Origin of the sequence: Mesorhizobium quangtriensis (assembly GCF_040081925.1) — a bacterium.
In the GTDB taxonomy this organism is placed as follows: domain Bacteria; phylum Pseudomonadota; class Alphaproteobacteria; order Rhizobiales; family Rhizobiaceae; genus Mesorhizobium_K; species Mesorhizobium_K quangtriensis.
The window spans coordinates 1,442,934-1,458,773 of record NZ_JBEBMF010000002.1 but is presented as its reverse complement, the minus strand read 5'-3'; the positions used below and the strand labels follow the sequence as shown (position 1 = coordinate 1,458,773).

Below are 15,840 nucleotides of genomic sequence, written 5' to 3'. Positions count from 1 at the left end.
AGACCCCGCATGAGCATGTCGTGCTGCATGCGCTGGCGAAGCGGCGAGATAGGTGCATCGGTCGACGGGGTAGCCATGGCGAGTTCCTCTAGTTGAAGGGAACTCCATGGTCGGCTCGCCCGCCGCCACCTGCTCAAAGGCTACGAATACTACGCCATCTCAGGCCAAGGCGCCCCTCCCGCGAAGCGGGTTCGTGCACGAGGCGCAAAGCTGACCAGGTTTGTACTCTACCCTCTTTGGATATTATATAAGCTGCGCTGAATTACTCGGAGGGCTCCTGTTGAGATTGCGCATATGGTCATTGTTTGTATTGGCGATATTCGCTTTGCCAGCCGCTGCGGAGACGCGGTTGGCTTTGGTTGTAGGCAATGCGGCATATGAACAGGCTCCTCTGTCGAACCCGTTGCATGACTCACAACTGGTGGCGCGTGCACTTAACACCATCGGTTTCAAAGTCACGGTTGTCGAAAACGCGACAATCGACAGGTTAGAAGCGGAACTTAAACAATTTTCTGATCTAGCGCGTGGTGCAGACATCGCTCTATTTTATTATGCTGGGCACGGCTTTGCGGTCAGCGATAGAGGTGGCCCACGAAACTTTCTCATGGGTGTGGACGCGGACGTCACGTCAACATCGGAAAGGTCTCTAAGACACTACGGCCTTCCGCTTGACGATGTCATCGCAGCATTTTCCGAAGCGGTGAAAACTACGCTGATATTTGTCGATGCATGTCGAAACGATCCTTCGATCACTCGTGCAGTTGGTGGTAGCGGACGTAGTGCAGTAGCCATCGACCGAAGCGTCGGCGAGAACGTCCTTGTCGGTCTGTCTACAAGACTTGGTGATGTTGCTGCCGATGGGGAGCCCGGGAAAGGCAGTCCCTTCGCTCGCGCGTTTTCTGACAATATCGTTAAGGCCGGCCTGCGAGTAGATGACGCATTTCGAGAGGCTCGTCTTGCTGTCACGGCAGAAACCAATGGGTCACAAAGGCCAGAAATAGGACGAGACGATTTGTCGAAGCCTTTGGTACTCGTTCCGCAAGAAGAGGATAGTGCGGCTTACGACCAAGCTGTCGCTGTTGGGACTTGCGGAGCCTATCAGGCCTTCGGCCGGCGCTACCCCAATTCCTACTTTGTTGATTTGGCAAAGGAGCGAGCGATCCAGCTATGCGCAGATGGAGCTGTCGCTTCTTCAGCAGCAACGCCTACGGCTCCAAAAGGAAGCGAAGCTATAGAGCCCGACGTCATGCTTGCTCTTGCGCCGGACATAAATAAGAACGACCGGCCCAGCCCGATCGTCGTTCGCGGAAGGGCGATAATGTATGAGGAGCGGACCAACAGCGTCGATGGCACCGCCACCCCTGGTGCGGCTATTTGGTCCGAGATTCAAGAATCCCCCGGCGGCGACAATCCACCGGAACCGGCGATACGTGCGGAGGTGACAATACCCGGTAAGGATGTCCAACTTCGCCTGACAATAAAGCGAAACGCTGACAAGACATTGCCGACGAGTCATATCATTGAAATGATGTTTATTACTCCGGACGGGTTTGCCGGCGGCGGTATTGACAATATCCTCCGCATCGCGATGAAAAATGCAGAGCAAGAGGCTGGCCAACCTTTAGTCGGGATCCCGGCGAAGATCGCGGATGGCTTCTTCCTTGTAGCTCTTAACGACAATGAAGCTGAGATCGATGCCAATATGGCTCTCTTGCGCGACAGGAGTTGGATCGACATTCCGGTTGTTTACAACACTGGTCGCCGCGCTCTGATCACAATCGAAAAAGGGACCGCGGGTTCAGAGATTGTGACAGCTGCGTTGGATCGATGGAACGGCTCCGCAGAAAGTCTGGTGAGGCTTAAGAATGCTGGTGTGACATCAAATGGGAACGGTGGTCCACCAACCTCATCAGAAAACACAGGAGCGCCAACGTCCACCAACTCAGCCGGAAATCCATCAAATGACTCCTTCCTGGAAATGCTGTTCGGCCAGCAATGACAACGGTCACCGCGCGGTCACCGTCTCTAGGGTGCACAATAGTTCGCAGGCGTCGGTTTGCGTTCTATGCCGTTCGACATCGCTGGATGCCAGAAGCGCGTTCTCCCGCGCACTCTGTAATACCACAATGAACTGCAGCTAACTCCTTTGACGGCTCAATTTTTGCCTTGCCAAGGTTGGGGTCGAGCGTTCGAATCGCTTCACCCGCTCCAATTATCTCCACATCGAAAAGCCGCGGTTCTCCGCGGCTTTCGTGCTTTCCGGACAGGCGAAATCGCGAAAATTAGGAGACCGGCCGAAGGATCGGGTTACCATCGGGTCACCAATTCGCGGATGATGCCCGGCGTGAAATCGCAGTGTTCAGGGATACGCGGCGGTCCAGCGGAATTCAAACAGCTTGCGGGCGCAACTATCTATCGCAGGCAATTGAGTTTGCCTTGCCAACGGGCAAACCGAGCCGCAAGCATGGGAAAAAGAGCTGCTATTCCTCTTATCGGAGCGTCGCGTTCAAAGTACGCGGCTCCTCTTCGGCGCGCCCTGTCGCTGAACGCCATGCGTATTCTGGCATCTTTTATTAGTTGCGGCGCATCCCCATGGACAACCATTTCAAGTTCCGCAGTGTGCGCGAGCCATTGTTGTCTGTTCCTGCGTCGTGACAAATTTTTCCATTGGGAATGTGTCGAGTTCCGATACATCCGTTTTCGATAAAGAACTTCTGGGACTCGGATGACTTCGCCAGCGACACTCATTCGGGCGAGCCAAAGAGTATCCGCTGCAAAATCTCCGATCGCTATGTCGGGGACGAAACGCCCGCCAAGCATCCGGCGATCGACAACGCCGCGATACGCAACAGCAGCGAAGCCATCACGCACCATTTTTTCGACACGCTCCGCTTGTGGACCAAGAAATTCCAGTTGCGGGATATGCAGGGAGAGGTCGCCAAAGGTACTAATATCGCTACATGCTACAACCGCGTCCGGTCGCTCCTGAAGGGCCTGGACGCACCGCTCGATATAGTTGGGCAGCAAGAGATCGTCGTGCGGAAGGATCATCATGTACGGCGACTTCGCCGCTTGCAAAACGGCATTTGAATTTGCAACCCAGCCCATCCTTTGTGTCTGAACGATAACGTCCAGACCCCATTTAGAAGCCATCTCTCGGGCAAGCTCGGCGGTATCGTCGTCCGAGCGATCGACGGAAACCAAAATTCTTTTGTGCGGCCATGTCTGTGCGAGGGCCGATCGAACCGTTTCCTCCAAGAATGAGCTTGCATTGTATGCAGGAATACCGATCGTTACCTCAGGCGTTCCCCGCATTTACAGTTGCTCCGCCAGCTCCATCGCCAATCGGGGCGTCATGGTCAGCTTGCCAGGATTGACGGAGAGGAGTGCGCCACGACGGCGGATACCGATTCGCGTGCGCTCGTGAAGCTTGCTTTCGCGATCGTCGATGTCGGTGCTGCCTATTGCGAGGATCGCACCGGCGAGAGCTTTCTCGTAGCGTCGCGAAAGTCTCAATCCCCGGCACAGGCTTTCGAAAGCCTGCACGGCATTGTCGTAGGCACCGCCGAAATCAAACCTGCTCCGCAGCGAGGCAAACCAGCCACTGCCTGGTGCCAGGTCGGTCGTGAAGCCCATCAAACAACTTGGATACCAGGAAATGTAAGCCGAATTTCTGTCCAGCGGTACGATATCTCCAAACGGACCGAAGCAGAAGGTGATTGGGCGATCGGGCATTCCCGCCTCGACGTTCGTAATGAAGCCGGCCTTGGCTCGGAGGCAGTAACCGAACGAAGCAAACTCGCTCCTGCGATCAATCTCGGGAAGTCCGTCCCAAGCGCAGTTGATGACTGCATGGAATGTCCCGAAGGAGCCGCCGCTTGAAGTTATCACTGAGGGCGTCGCATCCGGAGTGATATGAGAGACATCGACTGCTGTATGCGCCCGAATGGTTGCAAAACGCCCGAGCGCTTCAGCGGCGGCGATGCAGAGTTTTTCCACGTCGATCGTCTCCTCCGGCACGACATAGGCGGAGTCGACCTTGCCGCCGAAGCGTCTAGGCAATTCGTGCTTGGGCAGTGGGCGCATCGCAGAGGGAACTTGATCCTCCTGTAGTTGCGCTACCATCTCGAAGTGCCTCGCTGTGCCTGCTTCCGAAATCAGGGAGTCCCGATGTCGTGCATACACAACCTCGCGAGCGACGATAAAAGAGTCGGCGGGCAAATCGAGCAAATCCGCGACAGCCTTGCCGAAAGCGCTTCCGTACTGCGCCATCAACGCTTGCGTCTTGCCAGTATCATCAAGGCCGTAGGTGAAGCCTCGGTGAACCTTTCCCTCGTTGTTACGGCTTGCACCCTGAAGTATCGAAGGATCGCGCTCGAAAAGCGCGACATTGAACCCCCGTTTCGCACAAGCAATAGCAGCAAGTACCCCCTGCAGGCCGCCTCCTATGACGGCCACCTCTTTAGTCATGCTTGCTGCCCCGAAACAAACTTTTCGAATTCGGGTTACCGCAACGACAGACGCCATCCAAGGAGAAACTGAGCCAAGGGGCTTAATATATCGAGGAACCGCCTCCTTTGCTTGGCCTGCAACGATGGCGCGGTTACGGAACTGGATACCCGCGCTTTTTCGATTTGGGCAAATCACATAACTTCGGCCGATGGACATTGATTCGGTTGCAGAATCGGCAATGCGGCCGCGCAGTTCAGTGTGCCGTTTGAAGACAAGCAGGCCGGCCTCACTGGTTGGGCCGGCGGTTGTGCTTACATTGGGGCTGCTGGCCGGCTGTTCGAAGGGCATGCCCCTGCGCAGCGACGACCAGACGCGCATTGTTCCCAACGAACAGGCTTTCGCACTGCCTGACGTCGGCGGCCCTGCGGTCACGGCGGTCTTGGAAACCAGATATGCCAATGCCACGCAGCAGGATGTTTTGCTTGCGACGTCGGCTGCCACCTCCGGCCAGAACATGTTGCGGATCCAGATATTCGGCCCCGTTGAGACGCCGCTTGCCGGCGGCAAGGGTCTGCGTCCCGGTTACCTGCCGGCAAAGAACGTCCAGGCCGAGATGCGGGAACTGTTTCCCGGTGTCAGGATGCAGACCTCGAATTACTACGTCCAGAACAAGTATGGCGCCTTCAGCTACGCGGTCGGCCGCACCCAGGCTGGCGATACATGTTTCTACGGCTGGCAACGGATCACGTCGACGGGCTTTGCCCAGACGTGGATAGGCAACAGGGGATCCATACAGGTCCGGCTGAGGCTTTGTGACGGGTCCGCGTCCGAACAGCGCCTGCTCCAGTCGATGTACGGCTTCACGATCAGCGCGTCTTTCAAGGACAGGAACTGGAACCCTTTCGGCGTACCCCTGCCACCCGATGAGATACTCGGCAGACCGGGTGCGCCGATCTATCCGGTGAGTGCATCCCGCTTCGAAACGGTAGTTGACGAACCGCAGCCGAAACCTCAGGCAGCCGCCAGAACCGCATCCCCGCCATCGACCGCGCAGCAGATACCTGCGCAACTGCCGGCTCCGGTCGGACCTGTCGTTCCGCCTCCGCCCGGCGATTCGGTCGCCGCATCGACGACGGGATCCGCCCCGCGGCAGGCGTCGCCGCTTGTCCCGCCGCCACCTTGCCAGCTCGGCACCGCGCAAACGGCCTGCAATTAGGCCGACAATTCATCAACTATGGCTCCTGTTAGGAGTTTGTTAACCCTGTTCCTGTTCGGTGAGACCAGGACGGCTTGATCTGCCGTTTCATATGCGAGCGCCCTCTGTCGAGGGTCCATGGTCGGGTGCAGAGGGGCACACCGGACCGGCGACTCGAAACCCGGCCGCCGGCCGGGCGATAGCGGGGAGCTTGAGGGCTCCGGGTATGCAAAAAATCATCATCACCATGCTTTGGGCGCTGGCCTCAGTGGCGGTCATTGCCCTGATCACTTTGCCGGTAAGCCTCGAGACCCAGCTTGTCGCCGGGATGTCGGTCCTGGTTGCGATGATGATCCTGAAGCTGCTGCGGCCCGACGGCATCTGGCGGCTGATCGCGCTGGCCTTCGGAACTGCCGTGGTCCTGCGCTACGTATACTGGCGCACCACATCCACCTTGCCGCCGCTGAACCAGCTGGAGAACTTCATTCCCGGCTTCCTGCTCTATCTCGCCGAAATGTACAGCGTGCTGATGCTGGCGCTCAGCCTCTTCGTCGTCGCGCAGCCGCTTGCGCCGCGTCCGTCACGCGTACGGAGGGATGACGCCGACCTGCCGTCTGTCGACGTCTTCATTCCGACCTACAACGAGGACGCCGAGCTTCTTGCCAACACTATGGCGGCCGCCAAGGCGATTGACTACCCGCCGGAGAAGCTGACCGTCTGGCTGCTGGACGACGGCGGGACACTCCAGAAGCGCAACTCGGAGCGGATTGGGGAAGCCAACGAGGCCGAACGGCGCCATGCCCAGCTGCAGAAGCTCGCCGCCGACCTCGGCGTCAGATATCTCACGCGTGAGAGGAACGAACACGCCAAGGCCGGCAACCTGAACAACGGCCTCGCTCACTCCACGGGCGAACTCGTCGCCGTCTTCGACGCCGATCACGCGCCGGCGCGGGATTTCCTGAGGGAAACCGTCGGCTATTTCGGCGAGGATCCACGCCTGTTCCTGGTGCAGACCCCGCACTTCTTTCTCAATCCTGATCCAGTCGAGCGCAACTTGCGCACCTTCGAGAAGATGCCGTCGGAGAACGAGATGTTCTACGGCATCATCCAGCGCGGCCTCGACAAATGGAACGCCTCCTTCTTCTGCGGTTCGGCGGCGGTGCTCCGGCGCGCCGCGCTGCTCGAGACCGACGGCTTCAGCGGCATCTCGATCACCGAGGACTGCGAAACGGCCGTCGAGCTTCATGCGCGCGGCTGGAACAGCGTCTATGTCGACAAGCCACTGATCGCGGGGCTGCAGCCTGCAACCTTCGCGAGCTTTATCGGCCAACGCAGCCGCTGGGCGCAGGGCATGATCCAGATACTGCGCTTCCGCTTCCCGCCATTCAAGCGCGGCCTGTCGATTCCTCAGCGGCTCTGCTACGCGTCATCCACGCTGTTCTGGCTGTTCCCGTTTCCGCGGGCGATCTTCCTGATCGCACCGTTGTTCTACCTGTTCTTCGATCTGCAGATATTCACCGCGTCGGGCGGCGAGTTCATGGCCTACACGCTGGCCTACATGATCGTGAACCTCATGATGCAGAACTATCTCTATGGGGCGTTCCGCTGGCCGTGGATTTCCGAGCTCTACGAATACGTCCAGACCGTTCACCTGCTTCCGGCGGTTGTTTCCGTCATTCTCAATCCGCGCAAGCCGACCTTCAAGGTGACGGCGAAGGACGAGTCGATCTCCACGAGCAGGATTTCCGAGATCGGCATGCCGTTCTTCATCATCTTCGGCGTGCTGCTGATCGGTGTCGCGATGACCGTCTACAAGGTGTACGCCGAACCCTTCAAGGCAGACGTGACGCTGGTTGTCGGCGGCTGGAACCTCATCAACCTGATCATGGCCGGCTGCGCGCTGGGTGTCGTTTCCGAACGCGGAGAACGAGCGTCCTCGCGCCGCGTCAAAGTAAGCCGTCGTTGTGATTTCCAGATCGGCCAACATTGGCTCAAGGCGTCGATAGAAGATGTCTCGGTAAACGGTACCCGCATTCTGGTCTATGGCGCCGGCCTTGACGAGTTCGCCAAAGGCAACGTGTCGTCCATCCGCTTCAAGATGTACGCCGACGGGACCGAGGGCGTGCTTCCGGTGACCATTCGCAATTTCGAACGTACGTCGGATTCGATCGCAGTCGGATGCTACTACCATCCGAGCGAGGCGAACCATCACCGGCTGATTGCAGATCTGCTTTTTGCGAACTCGAAGCAGTGGGAACAGTTCCAGCTCTCGCGGCGCGGCAACCCCGGCCTGATCAGGGGAACTGTGCGCTTCCTGCGCCTTGCCCTGTTCCAGACCTATCGTGGCCTGGTTTATCTCTGGCGCGCCCTGAGGAACCGGAAGCAGTCCGGCCAAGCTGCGACAGCTGTTGCGGAGCATCGCGCGTGAGAAGGGCGGTCTGGCCGTTCTGTCTTCTTCTTGCCGCCGCAGCGCCGGGACTCGCTCAGGTGCAGCCTTTCGACATGTCTTCCGAACGCCCCGCAGAGGCCGCGCCGACCTCGCCTGTTCCCAGCCAGCCAGAGCTTGCACAGCCACCGGCAGTGCCAGCTACGGTCACGCAGGAGCCGGCTATTCCCAGCGCAACCCAACCGTCGGCCGCGTCATCTGCAGAACCCGGGCGGAGATACCTCATACCCTTCGCCGAATTCGTGCTCCCGGGCGAATACGCGCGTCGGTCCTGGTCGGTCTACCTCACGCCGGAGCAGGCTGCGTCTCCGGCTCGCCTCAACCTCGGCTATCAGAACGCCATCGTCATCGCGCCCGAGGTATCGCGATTGCGCCTGACGGTGAACGGGACGAACCTTCTCGACAGCCCGATTGCGTCTCCCGACAGTCCATCAGGACTGGTTGCGGACATGCCCGCCGGTCTTCTGCACGCCGGCATGAACGACATCGTCATTGAAGCCTTCCAACGTCACCGCACCGACTGCACAATCGAATCGACATACGAACTGTGGACGCAGATCGTGCCCGAGGACACCTTTCTTTCCTTCGACATGCCGGGCACCACGATTTGGAGGCGCGTCGACGATATCCGGGCAATCGGTGTCAACGCAGTGGGCGCTACACGTTTCAATCTTGTCGTGCCGTCCGTGCAGCAGGCGACTTCTGGCCCCGTCGTGATGACGTTGGCGCAAACCCTCGCTTTGATGGCGAACATGCCGAACCAGTCCTTCGCCATTTCGGAAACGCAGGGTGCGGCTCCGTCCGCGGGTCAGGCGAATGTAGCGGTGGGGACGGTATCCGAACTGGCCGGCGTTCTGTCGACTTTGCCCCCGGGAGCCGAATCGGCGCCAGCCATCGGGTTGGTCAACGATCCCAATCTCGGTCCCTCAACACTCGTGGTGACCGGACCGACCTGGCAGGCGGTGTCAGACGCGGTAAATAGCCTCGGCCAGCAGGTGGACCGTCCGATCGACGTCCAGCGCACCTCCATCGTGACGCGCCCCTGGCGGATACCGGACGCCCCCATGTTGTTCGGCGCCGCCACGCTTCAATTCTCGAATCTCGGCGTGAATACGTTCGAATTTTCGGGACGCCGAGCCAGGACCGACTTCACCGTTGGCGTGCCGGCGGACTTTTATGCCAAGGCCTATGGCGAGATGACGATCCTTCTCGACGCGGCCTATTCCGCGGAAGTCCAGCCAGGCAGCCACATCGACATCTATGTGAATGACAATATCGCCGCCACCGTGCCGATCACCACAAGCGGCGGTGAAATCCTCCGGCATCTGCCGATCAAGGTCACCATGCGCCACTTCAGGCCTGGCGAAAACACGATTGCCATCGAGGCGGTGCTGCTGACCGGCGCAGACAAGCTCTGTGCGCCAGGCGCCACCGGGCTCGACAACGGGCGGTTCGTGATTTTCGACACCTCCGAGCTCGTCCTGCCCGACTATGCGCGGATAGGAAGGACACCGGAATTGTCAGGCCTTGGCGGAACCGGTTTTCCCTATGGCCGTGCCGACTATCCTGTTCCGCTTGTGATAGACCGTGCGCAACCTGAGTCCCTGTCCGCAGCCGCGACGCTGCTCGCACGCATGGCCGTGTCGGCTGGCCGACTGATAGCTGTGGACACCAATGCTTCGGTGGCGTCGATTGCAGATCGCAACGCGATCTTTCTCGTCGCCATCTCGCAGGCACCGTCAATGGTCCTCGCACAGGTTGGCATCAGTGACGAAAGCCGGACCTCGTGGGGAGAGACCGTCGCCTCGATCAAACCCGACACTCAGGCCACGTTCGAGCAGTGGCGTGACAGGCTGCGCGGGAGCGGATGGCGCGGCCAGGTCAGCCGGTTCGAGGAATGGTTGAGCGGGACTTTCAACGTCTCGATGGACACATTTCGCATTTTCCGCGCCGAGGAGCCAGCATTCGTGCCCGGTGGGAACGCCAGCCTGCTGGTTGCCGCCAGTCCCAATCCCGCCGGCACAGGCACATGGACGCTGATTTCCGCGCCCACCATCGGAGCATTGAAGGAAGGCGTCGAGGAACTGACGACCGCGACCAACTGGCGTCAGCTCGGCGGACACATCACAACGATAAACGCGACGAACAACGACGTTTCACGGATTGCAGCCGACAGCTTCGAATTCATAGAGACCGTGCCGTTTTCCTTCGGGAACTATCGCCTCATCGCCGCCAACTGGCTGTCGAGCAATGCATTGTCCTACGGCCTCGTCCTGACGATCCTGTCCATCGTGCTCGGCCTTGCGACCGCCGGTCTGCTGGCTGCCTTCGGGAGGCAGCGCTAATGCCCGGGCCGGCAAAATTCTTCATGTCGGTTCTGACTTTGATGGCATTTGCATCCGGGGCATTTGCGGCGCCGATCGCTGCGGACGAATGGAAGGCCTACAGGGACAAATTCCTCGATCCGTCCGGCCGTATTGTCGATACGGCCAACAACAACATCAGCCACAGCGAGGGCCAGGGTTATGGCCTGCTTCTCGCGTATCTTGCGAACAGCCGCAGCGATTTCGACACCATATGGGCATTCACGAAGATGGAGATGCTGCTGCGCGACGACGGCCTGGCGGCCTGGCGCTGGGACCCGGAGGCGACCCCGCACGTGACGGATGCCAACAATGCGACCGACGGCGATCTCCTCATCGCCTACGCCGCGGCGCTTGCCGGGCGTGACTGGCAGCGGCCGGACCTGACGACAGCGGCGACAGCTATGGCCGCTTCACTCGCGAAAAACAGCCTGGAGACCGTCGGGGGCTCGGTGGTGCTCAAGCCCGGCAACAGCGGTTTTGGAGCAGGCGACCGCCGGGATGGACCGGTCGTCAATCCTTCCTATTGGGTTTTTGAAGCCTTGCCCGTCATGGCCTCTCTTGATCCGAAAGGGCAGTGGGCGCAACTCACCGATGGCGGCAACCGGGTGATTGCCACGTCCATGCAGATCGGAAAATCGCGACTTCCGCCGGACTGGGTATCCCTCAAATCGAAACCGGCTGCCGCAGACGGCTTTCCGGCGGAGTTCGGCTACAACGCCATCCGCATCCCGCTCTATCTGATCCGCGCAGGCAGCCGCGACCGCGCCCTGCTCGAATCCTTTCAAAAGGGCATGGCCGATGAACAGGGCCGGCTGCGCCTGGTGGACATCATGACGGGCGCGACCCGCCAGACGCTCGATGATCCCGGCTACCGTTCGATCCCGGCCCTGATCGCTTGCGTACTCGACAAGACGCCGCTGGCGGACGACATCAAGACGTTTTCGCCGACGGATTACTATCCGTCGACGCTCCACCTCCTGTCTCTGGCATTCGCGCGGCGGAGGCATCCCGAATGTCTCTAAGGCCGTTGCTCCTCGCAGGTGTCGTTGCTGCGTCCGGAATACTCGTCTTGCAGCAGTCCGGCATGAACCCGTTTGCTGCGCAAGAAGACCCGTTCGCCAAAAGTACGCCGGTTGATTCCGAGTCGGTGCATGCCGTCGCGGCGAACGGCGCTCAGCAACACCCGGCACCTTCTGCTTCCTCCTCGCCCGTATCGCCAGCCAACGATCAGGTCGCTCAGGCCACTCCGACGAATTCGCCGACACCCTCGCCCGCCGCATCCGGGCCGGTCGTGGACGAAACCGCGCTTCGCTATTTTGCCGCCCGCGGCGATACGAAGCGCCTCGAGGCGGAGATCGCCAGACTGCGCGCGCTCTATCCGGACTGGACGCCTCCGGAAAATCCGCTGGCTGCCGTCCCCCAGGGCGATCCGCAGCTCGACCAGATGTGGCGTCTCTATTCGGAAGGCAAGATCGCCGATGTGCGCAAGGCGATAGCCGACCGGCAGACGCGTGAACCGAACTGGCAGGTTCCAGCAGATCTTCTCGACAGGCTGGCGGTTGCCGAGTCACGCGAGCAATTGATGAATGCATCCAACATCAAGCAATACGATACGGTCATTCGCGTTGCTTCTTCAAATCCTGCGATGCTCACCTGCGGTGATGTTGATGTTTTGTGGCGCGTCGCCGAGGCCTTCGCCCAGACCGACCGCAAGCCGCGTGCAGTGGACGCCTATCTCTATATTCTCCGAAACTGCGAGAGCCCGGAAGAGCGCCTCGCAACGGTGCAGAAGGCGCTGGACCTCTTGCCGCGCAGCGACCTCGATCAGCTTCTTGCCGCAGGCCGTACAATCGATGGCCGATCCGAATTTGAGAGTGTGCTCGGGGAGATCGCTCGCCGCGCCGTGATCGCTTCGGACGCAGACCCCACGGTGCGCGTCTCCGCCGCGGATATTGCCCTGGTAGAAAAGCTCGCCGTCGCAGGCGGCGCCCGATCCGACGATCTCATGCTTGGCTGGTATTATCTGCAGCACGAGAATCCGAAACTGGCCGAGGATTGGTTCCGCAAAGCACTCGCCAAGGAGCGCGATGCGGCGGCGGCGCAGGGCCTTGCGCTGGCGCTGATCAATCAGGATCGCCCGCAGGAGGCGGAAGACATTCTCTACGAATGGCGCGACGCCAGCGATGATGTCCGCGCCGTCTACCTGGCGGCGGTCGCCAACATGCTGGCGATCCAGCCGGCGCCGGATTTCCGTGGCGAGGTCCTGCAGCGCATCGTCGCCGAAGTCGCCAAGGCACAGGATGCGGCTTCCGCCCAGCAGCTCGGCTGGTACGCCGACAGCCTGAACCAGTTCGAGACGGCCGAGCGGTGGTTCCGCACGGCGCTTGGATGGAAACCGGACGACGAACCCTCTGCATATGGCCTCGCGCTGATGCGATGGAAGCTTGGCGACCAACCTGGCGTGAGGGACGTGCAGACGGCATGGGCAGGGCGTTCCGAGCGCATTCCGACGGTGGGCGAACGCAGCGTCGAGACAGCGGCGATCAGACGACGCGAACGCGATCGGCTGGAAATCGGACCTTCGGCAGATCCCGCTTCGCCGCGACCCGTTCACGCCGTACCGGGAGCATTGCCGCAGCCCCTGTCGCCGGACCGCCCGCGCCTGCCTGCCGCCGAATCGCCCGCCGAACGGCCTCGATCCGAAGTGCATCAGTTGTATGAAACTCCGACTGAGGTTTCGTCGAACGCCCACAGGGACGCTACGACACAGGCTGCGGCGACCTATCTGTCGGAAGAGCCTGAGGTCGCGCGCAGACAGACACGTCGACAGAAAAGCGATCGCGGTCGCGCTGCAGGCTGTCGGTCCACACAAGATCCAGAGGGGTTGTCGCCGAACGCTGCGCTGTCGCGCGGATGGTGCCTGATGGAGGCGAATCGTCCGATCGAGGCTGCGAAGGCTTTTGAGGTCGCACTAAGAGGCAAGGGCCAGACAAGAAGCGACGCTGCCTATGGGCAGAGCCTCGCCTATATGCGCGTCGGGCTGACGGACATGGCCGCAGTCGCGGCGACGAGAGCGCCGTTCAGCAACAGCCGCAGCGTCGAGATCAACGCGGCGCTGCTGGAGTCGAGAGCAAACTCCGCCTTCCAGAACAGTCGCTACGTCGAGACCCTTCTGGCGCTCGACGAAAGAGCGAGGATTGTTCCTGAGACGCTCGATCTCATGGTTTTGCGCGGGTACGCCTATCTCAATCTGGTGCGCTACGGCGATGCGGAGCGGGTGTTCCGTGCCGCTGCACGCGCTGGCAATCGCGACGCCATGCGTGGGTTGAACGATTTGTGGGCCGCACGGAATCCGGGGTCGAACCCGTATTGAGGAACGTCACTACCCAACGTTCGGCTCGTCTGGAGCAACTGAGGGCGGATTTCTAGATCCCGGCCCTGAGGGCTATCAGCGCAATCGCGGCAGGGATGGCCTGCACCCACGCGACGCGCGGGCTGACAGTGGCCGCGCCGAACAAGCCGGCGATGATCACACAGCCGAGGAAAAATGCCTTCACAGCAAAGCCATCGTCGCCAAGCCAAAGGCCCCAGACCAGCCCGGCGACGAGAAAGCCGTTGTAGAGGCCCTGGTTGGCTGCGAGCGCCTTATACGCCGCGGCGAATTCCGGCGTGGTGCGGAAGACCCGGCGGCCGAGAGGCTGGGTCCATGCGATCATCTCCAGATACATGAAACCGACATGCAGCGCTGCGACCAGCGCGATCAGGATGTTCGCTATCATCGGATCCTCCGCCTGGTTTGATCTTGATTGGCGGGCTCGCCTGCGGCAAGTGCTGAAACACTTTATCCATCCGGCTTCGACCATTACCTGCATGGAGTTTCCCGACAGATGTCCTTTGCCAGACTCAATGAACTCGGCCACAAGCTCGAAGCGCTGGAGCATGCGCTCTCGATACTTGGCGCCGACGAGGCCACGCATATGGCAGTCGGCGGGGGCGAGAAGCGCGCGGAGGCCATGGCCTCGCTTGCCGGCATGCTGCATCGGCAGGCGACTGCCCCTGAGATCGCCGACTGGATTGAGGCGGCCGGCGCCGAGGACCTGAACGATGATCAGCAGACGGCGCTGCGCGAATTTCGCCGGCAATATGCGAACCTGACGTGCCTGCCAGCGGAATTCGTCGAGAAGCAGACGACGGCGCGCATGCGCTCCGAACAGTTGTGGCGCGACCTCAGGGCAAAGAACGACTGGGCGTCGTTCCAGCCTTCGCTCGAAAACGTGGTGTCGCTGGTTCGCGAGGAAGCGGCGATGCGCGCGGACAGGCTCGGGCTGCACCCCTACGATGCGCTGATGGAGCAATACGATCCGGGCAATCGCGTCGCCGACATCGATCCGGTCTTTGTCGAGTTGAAGGGGTTCCTCAAGAAGTTCGTCCCGGAAGCGCTTGCCGTCCAGGATGAGCGGCTGGCGAAACGGCCGCTCAAACCCCTGTCGGGCAACTATGCGATCGAGAAGCAGCGCGAACTCGGCCTCGCCATGATGGCGGCTGTCGGCTTCGACCTGACGCATGGCAGCCTGTCGGTCTCGCATCATCCGTTCTGCGGAGGCGTGCCGACCGACGTGCGCATCACGACGCGCTACAAGACCGGCGAATTTCTCTCGGCGCTGATGGGTGTGCTGCACGAGACCGGCCATGCGCTCTACGAGCAGAACCTGCCCGCCGAATGGGCGCACTGGCCGCTTGGCAAGGCGCGGGGCATGTCAGTGCATGAGAGCCAGAGCCTGTTCGTGGAAAAGCAGCTCGGCCGCAACCCGACGTTCTGGACATGGGCGCTGCCGGTCGTCGAAAAGCATCTGGGCGAAGACTGGTCGATGGAAGACATCCTGCCCCATGTGCACCATGTCGAGCGCGGGCTGATCCGTGTCGATGCGGACGAGGTGACCTATCCGCTGCATGTCATCCTGCGCTACGAACTGGAGCAGGAGCTCGTCTCGGGACAGCTCGAAGTCGCCGATATTCCCGATGCATGGGACGCGAAGATGCGCGATTATCTCGGGCTTTCGACAGAGGGCAATTTCGCCGACGGGCCGATGCAGGACGTACACTGGCCGGGCGGGGCGTTCGGCTACTTTCCGTCCTACACGCTCGGCGCCATGATGGCAGCGCAGCAATGGTCAGCGCTCAAGCGCGAACATGCTTCCGTGGACGACGATTTGTCCAAGGGCCGGTTCGACGCCGTGAACGACTGGCGTCAAACCCACATCTGGTCGCAAGCCTCCCGCTGGTCGACGCCCGAACTGATGGAGCGCGCGACCGGTGAGACGCTTTCCGCGCGATATTTCACCGAGCATCTGAGACAGCGCTACGGCAGGCAATAAGCATCG

10 protein-coding genes are annotated in these 15,840 nt (G+C 60.6%); 7 read left to right on the top strand and 3 right to left on the bottom strand.

The window, feature by feature from the left end; translation table 11 throughout:
- Positions 1–349 precede the first annotated feature (349 nt).
- On the top strand, positions 350–1,999 hold the full coding sequence (locus ABMA32_RS15710) for a caspase family protein (RefSeq protein WP_349014683.1): 1,650 nt from the start codon (positions 350–352) through the stop codon (positions 1,997–1,999).
- Between the two features lie 413 nt (positions 2,000–2,412).
- Here ABMA32_RS15710 and ABMA32_RS15705 read toward each other — a convergent pair whose 3' ends face one another.
- Positions 2,413–3,315: a glycosyltransferase family 2 protein gene (locus ABMA32_RS15705; RefSeq protein WP_349014682.1), complete on the bottom strand. Its 903-nt coding sequence runs from the start codon at positions 3,313–3,315 to the stop codon at positions 2,413–2,415.
- Positions 3,316–4,800 (bottom strand): NAD(P)/FAD-dependent oxidoreductase, encoded by a 1,485-nt coding sequence (locus ABMA32_RS15700; RefSeq protein WP_349014681.1) that lies wholly within the window; start codon positions 4,798–4,800, stop codon positions 3,316–3,318.
- Here ABMA32_RS15700 and bcsN point away from each other — a divergent pair.
- From bcsN to ABMA32_RS15675, 5 genes are all read left to right on the top strand, one after another.
- Complete coding sequence (bcsN, locus tag ABMA32_RS15695) at positions 4,799–5,668, top strand: cellulose biosynthesis protein BcsN (protein WP_349014680.1); 870 nt, start codon at positions 4,799–4,801, stop codon at positions 5,666–5,668. The two genes, ABMA32_RS15700 and bcsN, sit on opposite strands and share 2 nt — an antisense overlap.
- Positions 5,669–5,873: 205 nt before the next feature.
- Complete coding sequence (bcsA, locus tag ABMA32_RS15690) at positions 5,874–8,075, top strand: UDP-forming cellulose synthase catalytic subunit (RefSeq protein WP_349014679.1); 2,202 nt, start codon at positions 5,874–5,876, stop codon at positions 8,073–8,075.
- Positions 8,072–10,438: a cellulose biosynthesis cyclic di-GMP-binding regulatory protein BcsB gene (locus ABMA32_RS15685; RefSeq protein WP_349014678.1), complete on the top strand. Its 2,367-nt coding sequence runs from the start codon at positions 8,072–8,074 to the stop codon at positions 10,436–10,438. Before bcsA ends, ABMA32_RS15685 begins: the two co-directional genes overlap by 4 nt.
- A gap of 23 nt (positions 10,439–10,461) precedes the next feature.
- Positions 10,462–11,481, top strand: a complete 1,020-nt coding sequence (locus tag ABMA32_RS15680; protein WP_349014677.1) for a family 8 glycosyl hydrolase — start codon at positions 10,462–10,464, stop codon at positions 11,479–11,481.
- Positions 11,472–13,832: a serine/threonine-protein kinase gene (locus tag ABMA32_RS15675; RefSeq protein WP_349014676.1), complete on the top strand. Its 2,361-nt coding sequence runs from the start codon at positions 11,472–11,474 to the stop codon at positions 13,830–13,832. Before ABMA32_RS15680 ends, ABMA32_RS15675 begins: the two co-directional genes overlap by 10 nt.
- A gap of 52 nt (positions 13,833–13,884) precedes the next feature.
- Here ABMA32_RS15675 and ABMA32_RS15670 read toward each other — a convergent pair whose 3' ends face one another.
- Positions 13,885–14,238 (bottom strand): DUF1304 domain-containing protein, encoded by a 354-nt coding sequence (locus tag ABMA32_RS15670; protein WP_349014675.1) that lies wholly within the window; start codon positions 14,236–14,238, stop codon positions 13,885–13,887.
- A 108-nt stretch (positions 14,239–14,346) separates the two neighbouring features.
- Here ABMA32_RS15670 and ABMA32_RS15665 point away from each other — a divergent pair, with 108 nt between their 5' ends.
- Positions 14,347–15,834, top strand: a complete 1,488-nt coding sequence (locus tag ABMA32_RS15665) for a carboxypeptidase M32 (protein ID WP_349014673.1) — start codon at positions 14,347–14,349, stop codon at positions 15,832–15,834.
- Positions 15,835–15,840: the final 6 nt, after the last annotated feature.

What these genes read in the sequence shown, in the direction of transcription:
- ABMA32_RS15705 (WP_349014682.1), bottom strand. Translation starts at nt 3,315, where the DNA reads ATGCGGGGAACGCCTGAGGTAACGATCGGTATTCCTGCATACAATGCA.
- ABMA32_RS15700 (WP_349014681.1), bottom strand. Translation starts at nt 4,800, where the DNA reads ATGCCCTTCGAACAGCCGGCCAGCAGCCCCAATGTAAGCACAACCGCC.
- bcsA (WP_349014679.1), top strand. Translation starts at nt 5,874, where the DNA reads ATGCAAAAAATCATCATCACCATGCTTTGGGCGCTGGCCTCAGTGGCG.
- ABMA32_RS15670 (WP_349014675.1), bottom strand. Translation starts at nt 14,238, where the DNA reads ATGATAGCGAACATCCTGATCGCGCTGGTCGCAGCGCTGCATGTCGGT.
- ABMA32_RS15675 (WP_349014676.1), top strand. Translation starts at nt 11,472, where the DNA reads ATGTCTCTAAGGCCGTTGCTCCTCGCAGGTGTCGTTGCTGCGTCCGGA.
- ABMA32_RS15665 (WP_349014673.1), top strand. Translation starts at nt 14,347, where the DNA reads ATGTCCTTTGCCAGACTCAATGAACTCGGCCACAAGCTCGAAGCGCTG.
- ABMA32_RS15680 (WP_349014677.1), top strand. Translation starts at nt 10,462, where the DNA reads ATGTCGGTTCTGACTTTGATGGCATTTGCATCCGGGGCATTTGCGGCG.
- bcsN (WP_349014680.1), top strand. Translation starts at nt 4,799, where the DNA reads ATGCCCCTGCGCAGCGACGACCAGACGCGCATTGTTCCCAACGAACAG.